Annotated in this window: 14 protein-coding genes; 2 read left to right on the top strand and 12 right to left on the bottom strand. The window is 72.5% G+C overall.

Annotated elements, in window-relative coordinates; genetic code table 11:
- Positions 1-82: 82 nt before the first annotated feature.
- The 3 genes from ACFVQ0_RS25885 to ACFVQ0_RS25895 form a co-directional block, all read right to left on the bottom strand.
- Positions 83-811, bottom strand: coding sequence for an SseB family protein (locus tag ACFVQ0_RS25885; protein WP_390091588.1), 729 nt, complete (start codon positions 809-811; stop codon positions 83-85).
- A gap of 72 nt (positions 812-883) precedes the next feature.
- Complete coding sequence (gene mycP, locus ACFVQ0_RS25890; RefSeq protein ID WP_390091645.1) at positions 884-2,017, bottom strand: type VII secretion-associated serine protease mycosin; 1,134 nt, start codon at positions 2,015-2,017, stop codon at positions 884-886.
- Between the two features lie 137 nt (positions 2,018-2,154).
- Positions 2,155-2,976 (bottom strand): hypothetical protein, encoded by an 822-nt coding sequence (locus ACFVQ0_RS25895; protein WP_390091646.1) that lies wholly within the window; start codon positions 2,974-2,976, stop codon positions 2,155-2,157.
- 558 nt (positions 2,977-3,534) lie between these two features.
- On the opposite strand from ACFVQ0_RS25895, the gene ACFVQ0_RS25900 reads away from it, so the two are divergent.
- Positions 3,535-4,737 carry an amino acid deaminase/aldolase gene (locus tag ACFVQ0_RS25900; protein WP_390091589.1) on the top strand — a complete coding sequence of 401 codons (1,203 nt, stop codon included), beginning with the start codon at positions 3,535-3,537 and terminating at the stop codon, positions 4,735-4,737.
- A gap of 13 nt (positions 4,738-4,750) precedes the next feature.
- On the opposite strand, the gene ACFVQ0_RS25905 is transcribed toward ACFVQ0_RS25900, so the two are convergent.
- From ACFVQ0_RS25905 to ACFVQ0_RS25920, 4 genes are read right to left on the bottom strand one after another with little or no spacing between them, the layout of a single operon-like run.
- Positions 4,751-5,692 carry a DUF2510 domain-containing protein gene (locus ACFVQ0_RS25905; RefSeq protein ID WP_390091590.1) on the bottom strand — a complete coding sequence of 314 codons (942 nt, stop codon included), beginning with the start codon at positions 5,690-5,692 and terminating at the stop codon, positions 4,751-4,753.
- A 35-nt stretch (positions 5,693-5,727) separates the two neighbouring features.
- Entirely contained in the window at positions 5,728-6,516 is a 789-nt protein-coding gene (locus ACFVQ0_RS25910) for a 3-oxoacyl-ACP reductase (RefSeq protein ID WP_390091591.1), read from the bottom strand.
- A 6-nt stretch (positions 6,517-6,522) separates the two neighbouring features.
- Positions 6,523-7,887, bottom strand: coding sequence for an aldehyde dehydrogenase family protein (locus ACFVQ0_RS25915; RefSeq protein ID WP_390091592.1), 1,365 nt, complete (start codon positions 7,885-7,887; stop codon positions 6,523-6,525).
- Between the two features lie 8 nt (positions 7,888-7,895).
- Positions 7,896-9,263 carry a glutamine synthetase family protein gene (locus ACFVQ0_RS25920; RefSeq protein ID WP_390091593.1) on the bottom strand — a complete coding sequence of 456 codons (1,368 nt, stop codon included), beginning with the start codon at positions 9,261-9,263 and terminating at the stop codon, positions 7,896-7,898.
- A 130-nt stretch (positions 9,264-9,393) separates the two neighbouring features.
- Between ACFVQ0_RS25920 and ACFVQ0_RS25925 the strand changes: the two genes are divergently transcribed.
- The gene (locus ACFVQ0_RS25925) at positions 9,394-10,116 is read left to right on the top strand and encodes a gamma-glutamyl-gamma-aminobutyrate hydrolase family protein (RefSeq protein ID WP_390091594.1); all 723 of its coding nucleotides are present in this window, start codon (positions 9,394-9,396) and stop codon (positions 10,114-10,116) included.
- A 171-nt stretch (positions 10,117-10,287) separates the two neighbouring features.
- On the opposite strand, the gene ACFVQ0_RS25930 is transcribed toward ACFVQ0_RS25925, so the two are convergent.
- The 5 genes from ACFVQ0_RS25930 to ACFVQ0_RS25950 form a co-directional block, all read right to left on the bottom strand.
- Positions 10,288-11,232 (bottom strand): aminoglycoside phosphotransferase family protein, encoded by a 945-nt coding sequence (locus ACFVQ0_RS25930; RefSeq protein ID WP_390091595.1) that lies wholly within the window; start codon positions 11,230-11,232, stop codon positions 10,288-10,290.
- Positions 11,233-11,303: 71 nt separating this feature from the next.
- The gene (locus tag ACFVQ0_RS25935) at positions 11,304-12,011 is read right to left on the bottom strand and encodes a helical backbone metal receptor (RefSeq protein ID WP_390091596.1); all 708 of its coding nucleotides are present in this window, start codon (positions 12,009-12,011) and stop codon (positions 11,304-11,306) included.
- Between the two features lie 43 nt (positions 12,012-12,054).
- On the bottom strand, positions 12,055-12,606 hold the full coding sequence (locus tag ACFVQ0_RS25940; protein WP_024494137.1) for a helix-turn-helix transcriptional regulator: 552 nt from the start codon (positions 12,604-12,606) through the stop codon (positions 12,055-12,057).
- Between the two features lie 169 nt (positions 12,607-12,775).
- Positions 12,776-15,415 carry an ABC transporter permease/substrate binding protein gene (locus ACFVQ0_RS25945; RefSeq protein ID WP_390091597.1) on the bottom strand — a complete coding sequence of 880 codons (2,640 nt, stop codon included), beginning with the start codon at positions 15,413-15,415 and terminating at the stop codon, positions 12,776-12,778.
- A complete protein-coding gene (locus ACFVQ0_RS25950) occupies positions 15,408-16,472 on the bottom strand; it encodes a glycine betaine/L-proline ABC transporter ATP-binding protein (protein WP_390091598.1) in 1,065 nt (354 codons plus the stop codon). The genes ACFVQ0_RS25945 and ACFVQ0_RS25950 overlap by 8 nt, the downstream gene beginning before the upstream one ends.
- Positions 16,473-16,599 lie beyond the last annotated feature (127 nt).

The raw sequence follows: 16,599 nt of genomic DNA on the forward strand, positions 1-16,599 counted from the left end.
AACCACCTCGCGAAGATCGTCCGCTTTTCTTCGCAATTCTCCGACTCCGCGCACCATCGCGCGCGTTGAGCCGATGAGGTGATCAGCGAGTGAACAGGGCGTCACCCGGTGCGTTCGCGTCGGCCGGGAGCAGCGCCAGGTCCAGGCCGCGCACCAGCCGGGCCCGCAGCACCTCGCTGGCGGCCAGCGACCGGGCGACCCGGCCCGCGGCCTCCGCGGGGTCGGCGTCCGCCGCCAGTACCAGGGCGAGGGTGCCGTCGGCGCGGCCCGGTCCGAGGTGGGCGCGGAGCACGGCGGGTTCGGCGGCGACGGCGTCGCGTACCGCGGCGGTGACGGCGGGGTCGTCGAGCGGATCGGCGCTGGTGCGGCCCTCCGCGAGGGCCAGCAGCGCGGAGCCGGTCACCTCGAAGGCCACCGGGCCCGCGAGGTCGAGCACCAGGGTGTCCGCCTTCTCGTGCACGGCGGCCTGGAGCGCCTGGTGCAGGGGTACGGCGACGGGGCGCGCCTGCGGGTCCCAGCGGGCCAGCGAGGCGGTGGAGGTGAAGGCGGGCAGGGCGCGGCGGTCACCGGCCTGGAGGGTGGGGACGGCCATGTCGCTGGTCTTCTCCCGGCGCAGCCCCTTCTCGTCCTCCTCGACCTCGCCGAGGACGGCGACCACGGGGACCAGCAGCCGGGCCCCCCTGAGGGCTTCGAGCACCGGGCCGACGGCCTCGCGGTTCCCGGCCCAGGCGGACAGTGCCGCGGTCAGGGCGGGGTCGGCCGTGCCGTCGTCGTCGGAGTATCCGGGGTCCGGAATGTTCTTCTGCGCCACAGGGCGAGCGTAGTGCCTGGCCGTAGCCGTCCTGCCGACAGGTCCGGTGCGGGCGTCCCCGGGGTGTGCCCGTCAGCGGCGCGGGAAGACCGGCCGCCCGTTGCGGCCGCGCCACAGCACCACGGCCAGCGCGAGCAGGAGTGCGCCGAGGCCGCCCGCGACCGGGGCCAGCCAGCCTGCGGGCCCCCCGTCCTCGCGGGTCGGGTCGGGGCCGGATCCGAAGTACTTCTCGCGGTAGCCCGCCTCGGTGGAGTCCGGGCGCAGACCGGCCGGACGGAGCTTGCCGCCCGCCTTGATGGCCGCGGCCGGGTCGACCATGCCGTAGCCCCGGGAGTCGTCCCGGCCGCCCGCCGGGGAATCGCGCGCGGTGTCCGTGAGGAGCTTCTTGATCTGGGCGGGCGTGAGGCCGGGGTGGGCGGCACGGACCAGGGCGACCGCACCGGAGACGAACGCGGACGCGGCCGAGGTGCCCCACTCCACGTAGTACTGCCGGTCCGGGGCGGGGACGACGATGTCGTCGCCCGGGGCGCTCACGGCGGCGTACCAGCGGCGGGTGGAGAACGAGGCGTGGGTGCCGTAGCGGTCGACGGCGGCGACCGCGATCACTCCGGGGTAGGCGGCGGGGTACGAGATGTGGTCGCCCTTCTCGCCGCTGTTGCCGGCCGACGCGACGACGACCGCGCCCTTCTTCAGCGCGTACTGGACGGCCGCGTCCTCGCCCGGCTCCGGATGGGCGGACTCGCTGTCGTCGCCCAGCGAGAGGTTGATGACGTCGGCGCCGTGGTCGGCGGCCCAGCGGATGCCGTCCGCGAGGGCCGTGCCCCGGGACTTGCGGGCCTTGGCCCGGTCCGGGTCGCTCGCCTCCAGGATGACCCGGACGGGGAGGATCTTCGCCTGGGGGGCTATGCCGAGCACCCCGTCGTCGTCCGAGGCACCGTGGCCCCGGCCCGCGATGATCGCGGCCATCGCGGTGCCGTGCCGTGCCCAGGACCGGTCACCCCGTCCGGCGCCGAAGCCAATCATGTCCTTGCCGGGCAGTACCTGGCCCGCCAGGTCGGGCAGAGCGGCGTCCACCCCGGTGTCGACGACGGCGACGGTGATGCCCTTGCCCCGGGTGGTCCGCCAGGCCTCGTCGGTGTGGAGTGCGTCCAGGCCCCACTGCTGGGCCCGGATGGTGTCGGCCCGCGCCGGGGACGCGGGCAGCAGCGTGAGCGCGGTGGCGGCGCAGAGCGCGCCGAGGACGCGGTGGCGGGCGCGGCGGGTCGCTCCGGACGCTTGCGCCGCTCCGGGTACTCGGGGGTCTCCGGGTACTCGCGTCAATCCAGGCACTCGGGTCACTCGGGTCACTCCGGTTTCTCCGTGCGCTCTGTGACAGTCTTGCGCAGACCGCGTTCGACCAGGTCCGCCAGCCCCTTCGCCTCGTGGCCGAGCCCGGCCTGGGCGGCGGCGGTCGTGGCGTTCCGTGCCATGGCCTCGGCGGCGGGCTGCGGGGCGGTGACCGTACGGCCGTCGGCGAAACCGGAGACCGCGAACACCACGACGGGGACCTCTGTCAGGACGTGCACGCTCCAGCTGGCGCGCTGCTTGTCGCCGAATCCGGCGGCCGGGGTGCCCTTGACGGGATACGCGCGGGGCATCAGGTCGGTGCGCGCGTCCAGGTGCTGATCGGTGAACCGGGTGCTGAGCGCCCGCATGGCCTCCGTGTCGCCCTCGGTGAAGAGCAGCCCGACGGTGGTGACGCTGCTGGACGTCGCGTCCGTGTACGTGGCCCGCAGCAGCCGGGCGCAGCCGGCCGGGCGCACCGTCTTGAGCAGCAGCGGGTCCAGGGCCGTCGCGCAGCCGCTGTCCGGGGCGACGGCGAGCCTGGTCCAGACCCGGTCGGAGCCGCCGGGCCCCGCGCCGTCGCCCTTGAGGGTGCGCGGGAAGAGGGTGTCCACGGGCACGCTGTGCCAGGCGGCGCGGCCCACGGTGTAGCTGCTGTGGGCCGCCGGATCGGCCGAGGAGTCGCTGATCAGCCAGCTGCCGGTGACCGCGCCGCCGATCAGGCCGAGCCCGAGCACGACGCAGACGGCCGCGGCCGCGGTCCTGAAGGGGCTCCGGGTCCGTACGGGGCGGAGCCTGGTGGTGGTCTCTGCGGGCGTCTCCGCCGGGAAGGCGTGCGGCAGGAAGTCGTCGTGCGGCGGCCGGTGGGCGGGGCCGTCGGGCCACCAGGGCGGGGTGCCGAGCTCCACGGCGCCCACCGGGCGGCGCCGGGTCGCCGCGGGCGGCGTCGCGGGGCGCGGCGGGAAGGCCGGAGCGGCGGGGGGCCCGGCGGGGCGCGGCGGGGCCGGTGGCACGGGCCGGAGCCGGGCGGTCGACTCAACGGCGGGCGGTGCGGCGGCGGGTGTGGACGGGGCCACGGTTGCGGTTGCCTCGGGTGCGGGCGGTGCGGGTGAGGCGGGCGGTGTCGGTGTGGTGGGTCCTGGGGGTGTGGGGACCCGGCCGTCCGGCGGGGTGGCCGGGCGTGGCGGGACGGGAGCGCGCTGCGCCTCGGTACTCATCAGCCCCCCTGGTCCGTTCCGTACCGCACGCGGATCGCCGCCACAGGCAGGCTCGTTGCGCGCCGCGTGCCCGTCACTCTACGGGCTGCGGCGCCCCTGATGGGAGCGGGCCGCCGGGCGCCGGACCGATCTGCGCAGATCATCCCCCTACCCAGCGGTACAGGTGTCTGGCAAGCTGCGGCCATGACTGCCCGCACCGCTGACCGGACCCGCTACAACCGGGCCACCGCCCATCTCGATGCCCCGATCGCCGTCGTCGATCTGGAGGCCTTCGACGCCAACGCCGACGACCTGGTACGCCGTGCGGCCGGGAAGCCGGTCCGGGTGGCGAGCAAGTCGGTGCGCTGCCGCGCCCTGCTGGAGCGGGTGCTCGCGCGGCCCGGCTTCGCCGGGATCATGTCGTTCACGCTGGCCGAGTCGCTGTGGCTGGCCCGTGCCGGGTTCGAGGACGTACTGCTGGCCTATCCGTCGGCCGACCGGCCGGCGTTCGCGGAGCTCGCCTCCGACCCGAAGCTGGCCGCCGCCGTGACGGTGATGGTGGACGACCACGCGCAGCTGGAGCTGATCGACGCGGCGCGTGCCGGGGGCAAAGAGGAGATCCGGGTCTGTCTGGAGCTGGACACCTCGCTGCGGATGCTCGGCGGCCGGGTCAGGATCGGGGCGCTCCGCTCGCCCCTGCGCTCCCCCGCCCAACTGGCCGAGCTGGCACGGTCCGTGGCCCGCAGGCCCGGTTTCCGGCTGGTGGGGCTGATGGCGTACGAGGGTCATATCGCCGGGGTCGGTGACTCGGTCGCGGGGCGGCCGCTGCGGTCCCGGGCGATCCGGCTGATGCAGGCCTCCGCCCGCCGGGAGCTGGCGGTCCGGCGGGCCGAGGTGGTGCGGGCGGTACGGGCCGTGGCGCCGGACCTGGAGTTCGTGAACGGCGGCGGCACCGGCAGTGTGCAGCACACCGCCGCGGAGCACGCGGTGACGGAGATCGCGGCCGGTTCCGGGCTGTACGTGCCCCGGCTGTTCGACAACTACACCTCGTTCACGGCCCGTCCGGCGGCCCTGTTCGCCCAGCCGGTCGTACGCAGGCCCGGGGTGGGCGTGGTGACGGTGCTCGGTGGCGGCTACCCGGCATCCGGTGCGGCCGGTCCCGACCGGCTGCCGGTCCCGTACCTGCCGGAGGGGCTGCGCTACGACCCGCAGGAGGGGCCGGGCGAGGTACAGACCCCGTTGCTCGGCGCCCCGGCCGACGACCTGCTGATCGGTGACAAGGTGTGGTTCCGGCACGCCAAGGCCGGTGAACTGTGCGAGCGGTTCGACGAGTTGCAGCTGATCGAGGGGGACCGGATCACGGCGACCGTGCCGACGTACCGGGGCGAGGGCCGCACGTTCCTCTGAGCCCCGGGCGGCGTCAGGGGGCCACGGAGCTGCCGACGCCGCCGTTCGTCGCGCTGTCCCCGATCGGCCGGATGCCCTTGGTGAGGGTGTCCATGAGGGAGAGCGGGGGCCCGCCGGATCCGGCGTCGAAGGCGTAGCGCACCACGACGAGCGACTCGCTGCCGACGCTCGACGGGAAGACGAGCGACTGCACGTAGCCGCCGGGGCCCTTGCCGGTGACGACCCTCCAGCGCACCTCGTAGCCGGTGCGTCCCGCCACGCTCACCGAGGTGGCGGCGAGCTGCTCGTGGGATGTGATGCCGCCGTGGATACGGGTGCCGACGGCGTTCTCCTGGTACGCGGCGTCCGCCGCGTCGGCTATGTCGGCCCTGGCGAGCTTCTCCGCGGTGTCGGCGTCGGCGGCGTTGGGGGTCCTGGTGGTCACCGTGCCGTGGTAGCAGAAGTCCCCGGAGCTGCCGGGGCAGTTGTAGGAGCGGGTGGTACGCATCGTGGGCACCCCGTCCATGTTGTTCTCCGGCTTCTCCCAGCCGTCGGGGACCGGCAGGGTGATGCCGTTGAGCTGGTCCACGAGCACGGCCGGGTCGCCGCCGTCGGCGGATGCGTCCGGCGAGGGGCTGCCGCCGGGGCCGTCGTGGGTGGCGGTGCCGGCGGGCGGGGTGCTGCTCGACCGGGCCACCGGCGGCGTGCCGTCGTCGTCCCTGCCGAGCAGCACCGCTCCGGTCACCGCCGCGCCGACGACGACCGCACCGGCCACCACCATGGCGATGATCCGGCTGCTTCCGCCGCCGCTCCCCCGGCCGGGCCCGGCGGGGGAAGCGGACCGCGCGGGGACGTACGGCGGCAGCTCGGCGGCGTACGGGCGGGTGTGACCGGTCCACGCCGTACCGTCCCACCACCGCTCGTGGCCCGGTACGGCCGTGTCCGGATACCAGCCGGGCGGCGTCGCGTTGCTCATCGCCCCACTCTAGGTTCCGGACCTCGCGTCACGCCCTAAAGGGGCGTGACGTAGGCGCCCGAGATGCCGCCGTCGACGAGGAAGTCCGTGGCGTTGACGAAGGAGGAGTCGTCGCTCGCCAGGAAGGCGACGGCTGCCGCGATCTCCGTCGCCTCCGCGAACCGGCCGAGCGGGATGTGCACCAGCCGGCGGGCGGCGCGCTCCGGGTCCTTGGCGAACAGCTCCTGGAGCAGCGGGGTGTTGACCGGTCCCGGGCACAGCGCGTTGACCCGGATGCCCTCGCGGGCGAACTGGACGCCCAGTTCGCGGGACATCGCGAGCACTCCGCCCTTGGATGCGGTGTAGGAGATCTGCGAGGTGGCCGCGCCCATCCTGGCGACGAACGAGGCGGTGTTGATGATCGAGCCCCGCCCCTGGCGCCGCATGTAGGGCAGGGCCGCCTTGCAGCAGAGGTAGACGGAGGTGAGGTTGACGTCCTGGACGCGTTTCCAGGCCTCCAGGTCCGTGGTGAGGATGGAGTCGTCGTCGGGCGGCGAGATGCCCGCGTTGTTGAAGGCGATGTCGACGGAGCCGTAGGTGTCGTGCGCCGCCGCGAACAGCGCCTCGACCTGTCCCGGGTCCGTGACGTCGACCCGTACGAAGCTGCCGCCGACCGCTTCCGCCGCCGCCTTGCCCGCGGTCTCGTCGATGTCGCCGCAGACCACGTGCGCGCCCTCCGAGGCGAGCCGGTGGGCGGTGGCGAGGCCGATGCCGCTGCCGGCGCCGGTGATGACGGCGGTGCGGCCGACGAGGCGGCGGCAGATGTTCCCGTTGTCCGTGGTCATACCGGTTCAGGCCTCCGTACTGAGGAAGACGTTCTTGGTTTCGGTGAAGGCGGTGAGGGCGTCGGGCCCGAGTTCGCGGCCGAGGCCGGACTGCTTGAAGCCGCCGAACGGGGTCCAGTAGCGGACCGCGGAGTGGGAGTTGACGGAGAGGTTTCCCGCCCGGACGGCCTGCGAGACGCGCAGCGCGCGCCCCAGGTCCCGCGTCCAGAGGGAGCCCGCGAGGCCGTAGCGCGTCGCGTTGGCGAGCCGGACGGCGTCCGCCTCGTCGTCGAAGGGCAGCACGACCGCGACCGGACCGAACACCTCCTCCGTGGCGACGGGCGAGTCCGCGGCGGCGTCGGTGAGGACGGTCGGCGGGAACCAGAAGCCGGCGCCTCCGGGCGCGCTGCCCCGGATGGCTGCCGCGCCCCCGGGGACGTAGCCGCGCACCCGGTCCAGCTGGGTGCGGGAGATGAGCGGGCCCATCTGCGTCTTCTCGTCGGACGGGTCGCCCACGACGACGGCGGCGACGGCCGGGGCGAGGAGCTCCAGGAAGCGGTCGTACGCGGAGCGCTGGACCAGGATCCGGGTGCGGGCGCAGCAGTCCTGGCCCGCGTTGTCCAGGAAGGACATGGGGGCGGCGGCCGCGGCGGCTTCGAGGTCGGCGTCGGCGAAGACGATGTTGGGGCTCTTGCCGCCGAGTTCGAGGGTGATCCGCTTCACCTGCTCGGCGCACTTGGCCATGATCCGCTTGCCGACGCGGGTGGAGCCGGTGAAGACGATCTTGGCGACGCCGGGGTGCTCGACCAGGGCGTTGCCCGCTTCGTCGCCCGCGCCGGGCAGCACCTGGAAGAGGTGTTCGGGGAGTCCGGCCTCCAGGGCGAGGGCGGCGAGCCGGAGCGCGGTCAGCGGGGTGGTCTCGGCGGGTTTGAGGACGACGGCGTTGCCCGCCGCGAGGGCGGGGGCCAGGCCCCAGGCGGCGATCGGCATGGGGAAGTTCCAGGGCGCGATCACGCCGATGACGCCGAGGGGTTCGAGCAGGGTGATGTCGATGCCGCCGGGTACGGGGATCTGCCGGCCGTTCAGCCGTTCCACTCCCCCGGCGGCGTAGTCGAGCAGGTCGCGGACGTTGCCGGCCTCCCAGCGGGCGTTGCCGATGGTGTGGCCCGCCTCGCGGACCTCCAGCCGGGCCAGCTCCTCGATCCGGCTGTCCACGGCGGCGGCGAACCGGCGCAGCAGCCGTGCCCGGTCGGCGGGGGCGAGCGCGGCCCAGGCCCGCTGGGCGGCGGCGGCCCGGGTGACGGCTGCGTCCACCCCGGCCGCGGTGGTGGCCGGCACGGCGGCGACGATCTCCTCCGTCGCCGGGTTCAGTACCTGGTGCTCACGGGTCAAGGAAGTCCTCACAGACGTTCGAAGGAGCGCTTGATCTCCCAGTCGGTCACCGCCGCGTCGAAGGCTTCGAGCTCGACGCGGGCCATGTTGGCGTAGTGCGCGACGACCTCGGCCCCGAAGGCGGCTTCGGCGATCTCGCTGCGCTCCCAGCGCCCGGCGGCCTCGCGCAGACTGGTGGGGACGTGGTCGTATTCGGCGGTGTAGGCGTTCCCGGCGCAGGGCTCGGGGAGTTCGAGCCCGTGCTCGATCCCGTACAGGCCCGCCGCGACGAGTCCGGCGACGGCGAGGTACGGGTTGACGTCTCCGCCGGGGAGCCGGTTCTCGAAGCGCAGCGAATGGCCGTGTCCGACGACCCGCAGCGCACAGGTGCGGTTGTCGGCGCCCCAGGCGACGGCGGTCGGGGCGAAGGAGCCGGGCTGGAAACGCTTGTAGGAGTTGATGTTCGGCGCGTAGAGGAGTGAGAAGTCGCGCAGGGCCGCGAGCTGTCCGGCCAGGAAGTGCCGCATCACCGGGGACATGGCGCCGTCCCCGTCCGCCATGACGCTGCGGCCGGGCTCCTCCGTGGAGCGGAGCGAGAGGTGGATGTGGCAGGAGTTGCCCTCGCGCTCGTTGAACTTGGCCATGAAGGTGAGCGCGACGCCCTCCTGGGCGGCGATCTCCTTGGCGCCGGTCTTGTAGACGGCGTGCTGGTCGCAGGTGACCAGGGCCTCGTCGTAGCGGAACACGATCTCGTGCTGGCCGGGGTTGCACTCGCCCTTGGCGGATTCGACGGTGAGGCCCGCGCCCGCCATCTCGTTGCGGATGCGGCGCAGCAGGGGTTCGACCCGGCCGGTGCCGAGGACGGAGTAGTCGACGTTGTACTGGTTGACCGGGGTCAGGTCGCGGTAACCCCGGTCCCAGGCCTGTTCGTAGGTGTCCTTGAAGACGATGAATTCGAGTTCGGTGCCCACGTGGGCGGTGTAGCCGTGCCCGGCGAGGCGGTCCAGCTGGCGGCGCAGTATCTGGCGGGGCGCGGCGACGACGGGTGCGCCGTCGCTCCACGCGAGGTCGGCGGTGACCATCGCGGTGCTCTCGTTCCAGGGCACCCGGCGCAGCGTGGTGAGGTCGGGAAGCATGGCGAAGTCGCCGTAGCCGCGTTCCCAGGACGACATGGCGTAGCCGTCCACGGTGTTCATGTCGGTGTCGACGGCGAGCAGGTAGTTGCAGCCCTCCGTGCCGTGCGGCACCACCTCTTCGAGGAAGAAGCCGGCGGCGAAGCGTTTTCCCTGGAGCCTCCCCTGCATGTCGGGGAAGGCCAGGACCACGGTGTCGATCTCGCCGCTGTCGACGAGGACGCGGAGTTCCTCGACGGCGAGCGGGGCTGTTCGGTCGGACACGGATGGATCCTCTCCTCGCGGGCCGACAGATGATCCGGATCTTTGGACAGCTGATCCAAATCTATGGGCAGGGCAAGGGATTTGGATACGGTGCCGATGCGTTCCGCGTGCCGTGCGACAGGGAGATCCGATGAACAGCCCGCTGATCGGGATCAGTACGTATCTGGTGGACTCGGCGCGTTGGGGGCTCTGGGACCTGCCCGCCACGCTGCTGCCGGCCGGTTACAGCCGGCTCGTCCGGGAGGCGGGCGGCCTGGCCGTGCTGCTGCCGCCGGACTCCCCGGAGGTGGCGGCGTCGGTGGTGGCGCGGCTGGACGCGGTGGTGGTCGCGGGCGGTCCGGATGTGGATCCGGCGCGGTACGGGGCCGGGCGTGATCCGCGGACCGGGCCGCCCACCCCCGAGCGGGACAGCTGGGAGGCGGCGCTGATCGGGGCGGCGCTGGAGTCCGGCACCCCGCTGCTCGGCATCTGCCGGGGGATGCAGCTCCTCAACGTCGCCCTCGGCGGGACGCTGACGCAGCACATGGACGGGCACGCGGGCCCCGGGGGGACGACCGGCGTGTTCGGCTCCCATACGGTGACGCCGGTGCCGGGGACCAGGTACGCCTCCGTGGTGCCCGGCGACTGTGCCGTGCCGACCTACCACCACCAGGCGGTGGACCGGCTCGGCGCGGGCCTGGTGGCCTCCGCGCACGCGGCGGACGGCACGGTGGAGGCGGTCGAACGGCCCGGTCCCGGCTGGGTGCTCGGGGTGCAGTGGCATCCGGAGATGGGCGACGACGTGCGGGTGATGGCGGCGCTGGTGGCGGAGGCGGCCCGGCTAGGGCCTGTCCGGCGGATCTTCGTGGAGTAGTCCGCGGCGTCTGGTGCTTCCCCAAGCTCTCGGCTCCGCTCGAACAGGGGAGACCCCATTTCTCGGTGTGCGCCCGAGTCGCCCTCGTACTGGACGTACTCGGGTGAGTCGGGCGTGCGGCGAGAGTGCGTGCCAGGCGTCGCGGACCCGCGACGATCCGCCGGACAGGGCCTAGCCGAGCCGGTTCCGTAGCCAGTCCAGGGCTGCCGCGCCCTGGGCCGCCTGGAACGCCCGCAGGGTGGGCAGGCCCGGCGGGCCGGGAAGCAGTGAGTGCGCGACGAAGTAGCCGGCCAGGGCGGCGAGCACGGCGGTGACCGCCGCGGGCTCCGCGTCCCGGCCGAGCGGGTGGGCCGTGAAGACGGCCTCCGGGTCCGGGCCGCCCTGCGCCGCGACGCACGGCAGCATCGCCAGCAGGTCGAACCAGAGCGCGGCGCGCACCGCGTGCGGCCAGTCGACGAAGACGACCCGGTCCTCGGTGAGCAGGATGTTGTCCGCGCGCAGGTCGGCGTGGGCGAGGCTGTCGCCCTCCGCCGCCCGCGCCCAGCCGGACTCCAGTTCCGCCAGTGCGCCGAGGCTGGACGCGGCCCAGTGACCGAGGCGGGCGTCGCCCCCTGCCGCGTGCAGGGTCCGCCAGCCGGTGAACATCGAGGCCTCGCGCCGGGCGACGGAGGGTGCGTCGATCGGCGCCGGGGTGAGGGAGCGGGTGAGCGCGGTGACGGCGGCCAGCACCCGGTCCAGTTCGGCCGAGTCCCAGGGGACGGTGGGCTGACGGCCCTCGATGTCCTCCAGGACCAGTGCGACGCGGGTGCCGTCGTCGTACGAGCCGAGCAGCCGGGGCACCGGGGCGTGCGGCGGCAGGGCGGCGGTGTGGCGGGCCTCGGCGCGGTGCAGGTCCGGTGCTCCGGGGTTCACCTCCGCGCTCACCGCCTTGACGAACGCCCGGCCGCCGTCCGCGAGCCGGATCCGGGCGGCGACGCCGGGCGAGAAGCCGCCGCTCTGGCTGCGGGCTTCGATGACGGGTGAGCCGAGGATGTCCTCGACGGCGCGGCGCACCCCGGCAGGCAGATCGGCCCAGTCGTGGCGGACACCTGAGGCGGGCGGCGCGGTGACGGTCATCCGCGTATCCTTCCCGGCCGCCCGGGGCAGGGGCCAGCGGTTTTGCGCGGGCCTCGGACGCGGTGGGCCGTTCAGCCCAGTGCCGCCCGCAGCGCCGCGGGCGCCCGTACCAGTGACGGTCCGTACCAGGTGAGGTACCGCCCGTCGACGAGTGCGGCGGGCAGCGCGGGGAAGGCCTCGGGGCCGTCGTCGGCGGTGAACCGGTACGGCTCGTCGGGCAGCACGACCAGGTCCGCGCCGGCCGCGTTCAGCTCGTCGAGCGGGATCCGGGGGTAGCGCTCGGCGTGGTCCGCGTAGGCGTTGCGCACGCCGAGCCGGGCGAGCAGGTCACCGGCGAAGGTGTCGCGGCCCAGGACCATCCAGGGCCTGCGCCAGACGGGGACGACGGCGCGGCGCGGGGCGGACGGCGGCTCCGGTGCCGCCCAGGCGGCCTCGGCCTCGTCCAGCCACCGGGGCCTCGGCAGTCCGCAGGCCACGGTCAGCAGCCGGTCCAGCTCCGCGAACGCGTCGTCGAGCGTGCGGATGGTGGTGACGAGCACCTCGGTCCCGGCCGCCCGCAGCGCGGCCAGGTCGGGTTCCCGGTTCTCCTCCTCGTTGGCCACGACGAGATCGGGGCGCAGGGCGAGGATCGCGGGCACGTCGGGGTTCTTGGTGCCGCCGATGCGCGCGGCGGCCAGTCCGGCGGGGTGGGTGCACCAGTCGGTGGCGCCGACGAGCAGCCCGGGGCCGCTCTCGGCGACGGCCTCGGTGAGCGAGGGGACGAGGGAGACGACCCGCACGGCTGTTACCTCCTGACGGCCGGCCCGTGACCGGCTCCGCGCCTCAGCGGCGCGGGTCGAACGTCGCGTCGATGTGTTCGGCCACCGCGACGAACAGCAGCCGGGTGCCGGGGACCGTGGCCCGCCAGCGGTGGCGCACCCCGCCGGACAGGAACAGCGTGTCCCCGCGCTCCAGCCGGTATGCCTGGCCCTCCGCCTCCACCTCCGCGGCGCCCTCCGCCACGTACAGCACCTCGTCGTTGCGGTGCTGGAACTCGCGCCCGAGGTCCAGCTCACCGGTGAATTCGAGGGCGCTGAGCTGGTGGCGTCCGCGCACCACCCGGCGTACCCCGTCCCCGTCCTGTGGCGTACCGCGCACGACGTCGACGGCGCGCGCCGAGTCGGCGGCGGCCCGCAGCCGCGCGGTGGTGGTCTCCAGCGCGTCCGCGACCCGGTCCAGGGACCGGGCGCTGGGTCTGGCCCGTTCGTTCTCGATCTGGCTGAGGAACGGTACGGACAGGCCACTGCGCGTCGCGACCGCGGCCAGCGTGAGCCCCAGGGACCTGCGCTGCCGTCGGACCGCCGCGCCCACCCGGAGTGTTTCCTTGTCGTCCATGTCCGGCTCCCTCCCGACTCCCCATCCTTCCGGCTGCCAGCACCTTACGCACACCGTTACGCGAGGACGGCCGGTAATGGGACGTCCGGACAGCCCGGAAGGGGTGGTCTCCGCCGTCGGCGGTGACCACCCCTTCCTGTGCCGCGCCCCTGGTGGGGGCACGACCGGGTTACTGCTGCGGAGCCATCTTGTCCGCGATGCCCGGATTCTTGTCCATCCAGGCCTTCACGGCTTCTTCCTCGTGTCCCGTACCGCGCTTCTGGATCTCGTTCTCCAGGCCGCCGAGCTGGTCCTCGCTCAGCTTGAAGTTCTTGAACCACTTCGTGAGCTGCGGGTAGTTCTCCGGGAAGTCCTTGGAGGCGATGGTGTGCAGCCGGTCGCCCTCACCGAAGGCCTTCTTCGGGTCCTGGAGCTTGGTCATCTTGTACTCGTTGTAGGCCCAGTGCGGGGTCCACAGGAGTACGGCGATGGGCTCCTTCTTGGCGTACGCGCGCTTCAGCTCGGCGAGCATGCCGGGCGTCGAGGAGTCGACGACCTTGTACTCCTTGTCCAGGCCGTACTTCGGCAGCACGTTCTTCTTGAGGTTCTCCATCGTGGCCGTGCCCGGCTCGATGCCGACGATCCGGCCCTTGAACTCCGAGCTCTTGCCCTTGAGGTCCGCCAGGGTCTTGACGTCCTTGACGTAGCTGGGCACCGCAACCTCGATCGAGGTGGGGCCGTACCACGAGCCGACGTCCGTCAGCTTGGAGCCGTACTTGTCCCAATAGTTCTTCTGGGTGTACGGGAGCCAGCCGTCGAACTGCACGTCGAGCTGACCGCGGGACATCGCGGTGTACATCGGGCCGACCTCGAACTGCTTGAGGTTGATCTTGTAACCGCGGTCCTCCAGGACGGCCTTCCACAGGTACGTGGCGGCGATGTCCTCCTCCCACGGGAACCAGGCCATCTCGACGGCGCGCTCGCGCTCGTCCTTGCCGTTGGCGCCCTTGGAGGTCTTGGCCGCGGCGACCGGAGCCGCCTTGTCGACGAAGCCCGGGTTGGCCTTGAGCCAGGTGCGGACGGCCTCCTGCTCCTTGCCGGATCCGCTCTTCTGGATCTGCGCCTCAAGACTGGTGAGCTGGTCCTCGGTCATCTTGAAGTTCTTCAGCCACTTGCCGACCTCGGGGTTCTCGTCGGAGAAGCCCTTGCGGCTCAGCGTGTGGATGCCGTCGCCCTTGCCCCAGAGGTTCTTGGTGTCCTTGAGCTTGGTCAGGTCGTACTGGTTGTACGCCCAGTGCGGCGACCAGAGCGGAACCACGATGGGCTCCTTCTTGGCGTACGCGCGCTTCAGCTCGGCCAGCATGGACGGCGTGGAGCCGTCGACGACCTTGTACTCCTTGTCCAGGCCGTAGCCCGGCAGGATCTTGTCCTTGAGCAGGCCCGTCTCACCGGCGCTCGGCTCGATGCCCACGACGCGGCCCTTGAACTTGGAGCCCTTGCCCTTGAGGTCGTCCAGGGTCTTGACGTCCTTCACGTACGAAGGGACGGCCAGTTCCAGCGTGGTGGGTCCGAACCAGGAGCCCATGTCGTCCAGGCGGTCCTTGTACTTCTTCCAGTACGCGGCGTGGGTGACCGGCAGCCAGGAGTCCGTCTCGAAGTCGATCTGGCCGTTGGCCATACCGGTGTACAGCGCGCCGGCCTCGTACTGCTTGGCGTCGACCTTGAAGCCGCGCTGCTCCAGCAGCTCCTTCCAGAGGAAGGTGGAGGCGATGCCCTCGTCCCACGGGATGTAACCCATGCTGACCGTCTTGCCGGCGCCGATGTTCTTCGGGTCGGTCTTCGCGGTGTTGTCCGAGTCCGAGGAGCCGCCGAACAGGCTCATGCTTCCGGCGACGAGCGCCAGGACGACGATTCCGGCCACGGCGACGACGGGCTGCGGGCGGTAGTTCCACACCTTCAGTCCGCCGGCCACGGCCTGCGCCTTGGCGAGCGCGCGGCGGGCCAGCGGGGAGACCTCGCGGCCCAGGGCGCTGGTCATCCGGTCCAGGTACATCGCCAGGATGACGATGGAGATACCGGCCTCGAAGCCGAGGCCGACGTCGACGTTGCCGATGGCGCGGTAGACGGAGCCGCCGAGGCCGCCGCCGCCGACCATGCCGGCGATGACCACCATGGACAGGCCCAGCATGATGACCTGGTTGATGCCCGCCATGATCGTGGGCAGCGCGAGCGGCAGCTGCACCCGCAGCAGGGTGTTGCGCGAGGTGGTGCCGAAGGCCTCCGCCGCCTCGACGAGCTCACCGTCGACCTGCCGGATGCCCAGCTCGGTCATCCGGACACCCGGGGGCAGCGCGAAGATGATGGTGGCGATGATGCCGGGGACGACACCGACGCCGAAGAAGATCACGCCGGGGATCAGGTAGACCATGGCGGGCATGGTCTGCATGAAGTCGAGGACCGGCCGGGTCACCGCGCTGACGGTCTTGGAGCGGGACGCCCAGATGCCGAGCGGTACGGCCAGCACCAGCGTCACGATCGTCGCGACGAGTACCAGGGTGAGCGTGTCCATCGCTTCGTCCCACAACTCGACCGAGTCGATGAGGGCGAAGCCGACGAACGCGAGCACACCGGCGAGCAGACCGCGCAGCCACCAGGCGATGACGGCGACGATGCCCGCGAAGAGCAGGGGTGCGGGGGCGGAGAGCACGGCGGCTATGCCGTCGAACATTCCGCTGACTATGGAGCTGATGGCGTCGAAGAGCCAGGCCAGATGGGTCTGGAGCCAGTCGACGGCGGAGTCGACCCAGTCGCCGAGGTGGAGCCTAAACACTGGCCACCTTCTTCAGCGAGGCCGCGGCGTCCTGGGGAGCCTCCGCGGGGGTCATCGGCTCACCGAGCACGGCGAGCAGCCTGGCACGGGGCACGACACCGACGAGCTCGCCCTTGTCGTCGGTCACGGCGACCGCGACGGAGCTCTGCGAACAGGGCGTGAACAGCTCGATGATCGGGGTGCCCTCCGTGACGGTGGCCGGGGCCTCCCGCAGGACGTCCTGCGGGGTGCGCAGTTCCTTGCCCGCGTCGGTCTTGGTGCCGATGACGGTGTCCGGCTCCGCCATGATCGCGCCCGCGGTCAGCACCCGGGAGCGGTCGACGTCCTGGGTGAAGGAGGCGACGTAGTCGTTGGCCGGGGTGACGAGGATGTCCTCGGCGCTGCCGAGCTGGACTATCTCCCCGTCGCGCATCACGGCGATACGGTCACCGAGGCGCATGGCCTCGTTGAGGTCGTGGGTGATGAAGACGATGGTCTTCTTCAGCCGCTTCTGCAGTTCCAGGAGCTGGTCCTGCATATCGCGGCGGATCAGCGGGTCGAGTGCGCTGAAGGACTCGTCCATGAGGAGCAGGTCGGCGTCGGTGGCCAGCGCGCGGGCCAGGCCGACACGCTGCTGCATACCGCCGGACAGCTCGTCGGGCCAGGAGTTCTCCCAGCCAGCCAGGCCGGTCATCTCCAGGGCCTCGGTGGCGCGCCGGTTGCGCTCGTCACGCGGGACGCCCTGTACCTCCAGGCCGTAGCCGGCGTTCTCCAGCACGCTGCGGTGGGGGAAGAGGGCGAAGTGCTGGAACACCATGCTGATCTTGGTGGACCGGACGTGGCGCAGTTCGGCGGGGGCCAGGGCGGTCAGGTCCTGGCCGTCGAACAGCACCTTCCCCGCGGTGGGCTCCAGCAGCCCGTTGAGCATCCGCAGCAGAGTGGACTTGCCGGACCCGGACAGACCCATCACAACGAAGATCTGTCCCGGTTCCACGGTGAACGATGCGTCGATCACCGCTGCGGTCGTTCCCTCGGCGCGCAGCTCGTCGCGACTGGAGCCGCCTTCGAGTTTCTGCACGGCTTGATCGGGTCGTCTGCCGAAGACCTTGTACAAGTGTTCGGCTTGCAGCCTTGACACATACACCTCACGCGTTGAACCGAAACGGTCTGCCACCCCCTCCGGCAGACCGTGGAGCGCGCGGATT

Origin of the sequence: Streptomyces sp. NPDC057900, assembly GCF_042887885.1 — a bacterium.
Classification (GTDB): domain Bacteria; phylum Actinomycetota; class Actinomycetes; order Streptomycetales; family Streptomycetaceae; genus Streptomyces.

Excerpts from the sequence above, each read along its gene's own strand:
- ACFVQ0_RS25900 (WP_390091589.1), top strand. The coding sequence starts at position 3,535 with ATGACTGCCCGCACCGCTGACCGGACCCGCTACAACCGGGCCACCGCC.
- ACFVQ0_RS25905 (WP_390091590.1), bottom strand. The coding sequence starts at position 5,692 with ATGAGCAACGCGACGCCGCCCGGCTGGTATCCGGACACGGCCGTACCG.
- ACFVQ0_RS25910 (WP_390091591.1), bottom strand. The coding sequence starts at position 6,516 with ATGACCACGGACAACGGGAACATCTGCCGCCGCCTCGTCGGCCGCACC.
- ACFVQ0_RS25925 (WP_390091594.1), top strand. The coding sequence starts at position 9,394 with ATGAACAGCCCGCTGATCGGGATCAGTACGTATCTGGTGGACTCGGCG.
- ACFVQ0_RS25930 (WP_390091595.1), bottom strand. The coding sequence starts at position 11,232 with ATGACCGTCACCGCGCCGCCCGCCTCAGGTGTCCGCCACGACTGGGCC.
- ACFVQ0_RS25940 (WP_024494137.1), bottom strand. The coding sequence starts at position 12,606 with ATGGACGACAAGGAAACACTCCGGGTGGGCGCGGCGGTCCGACGGCAG.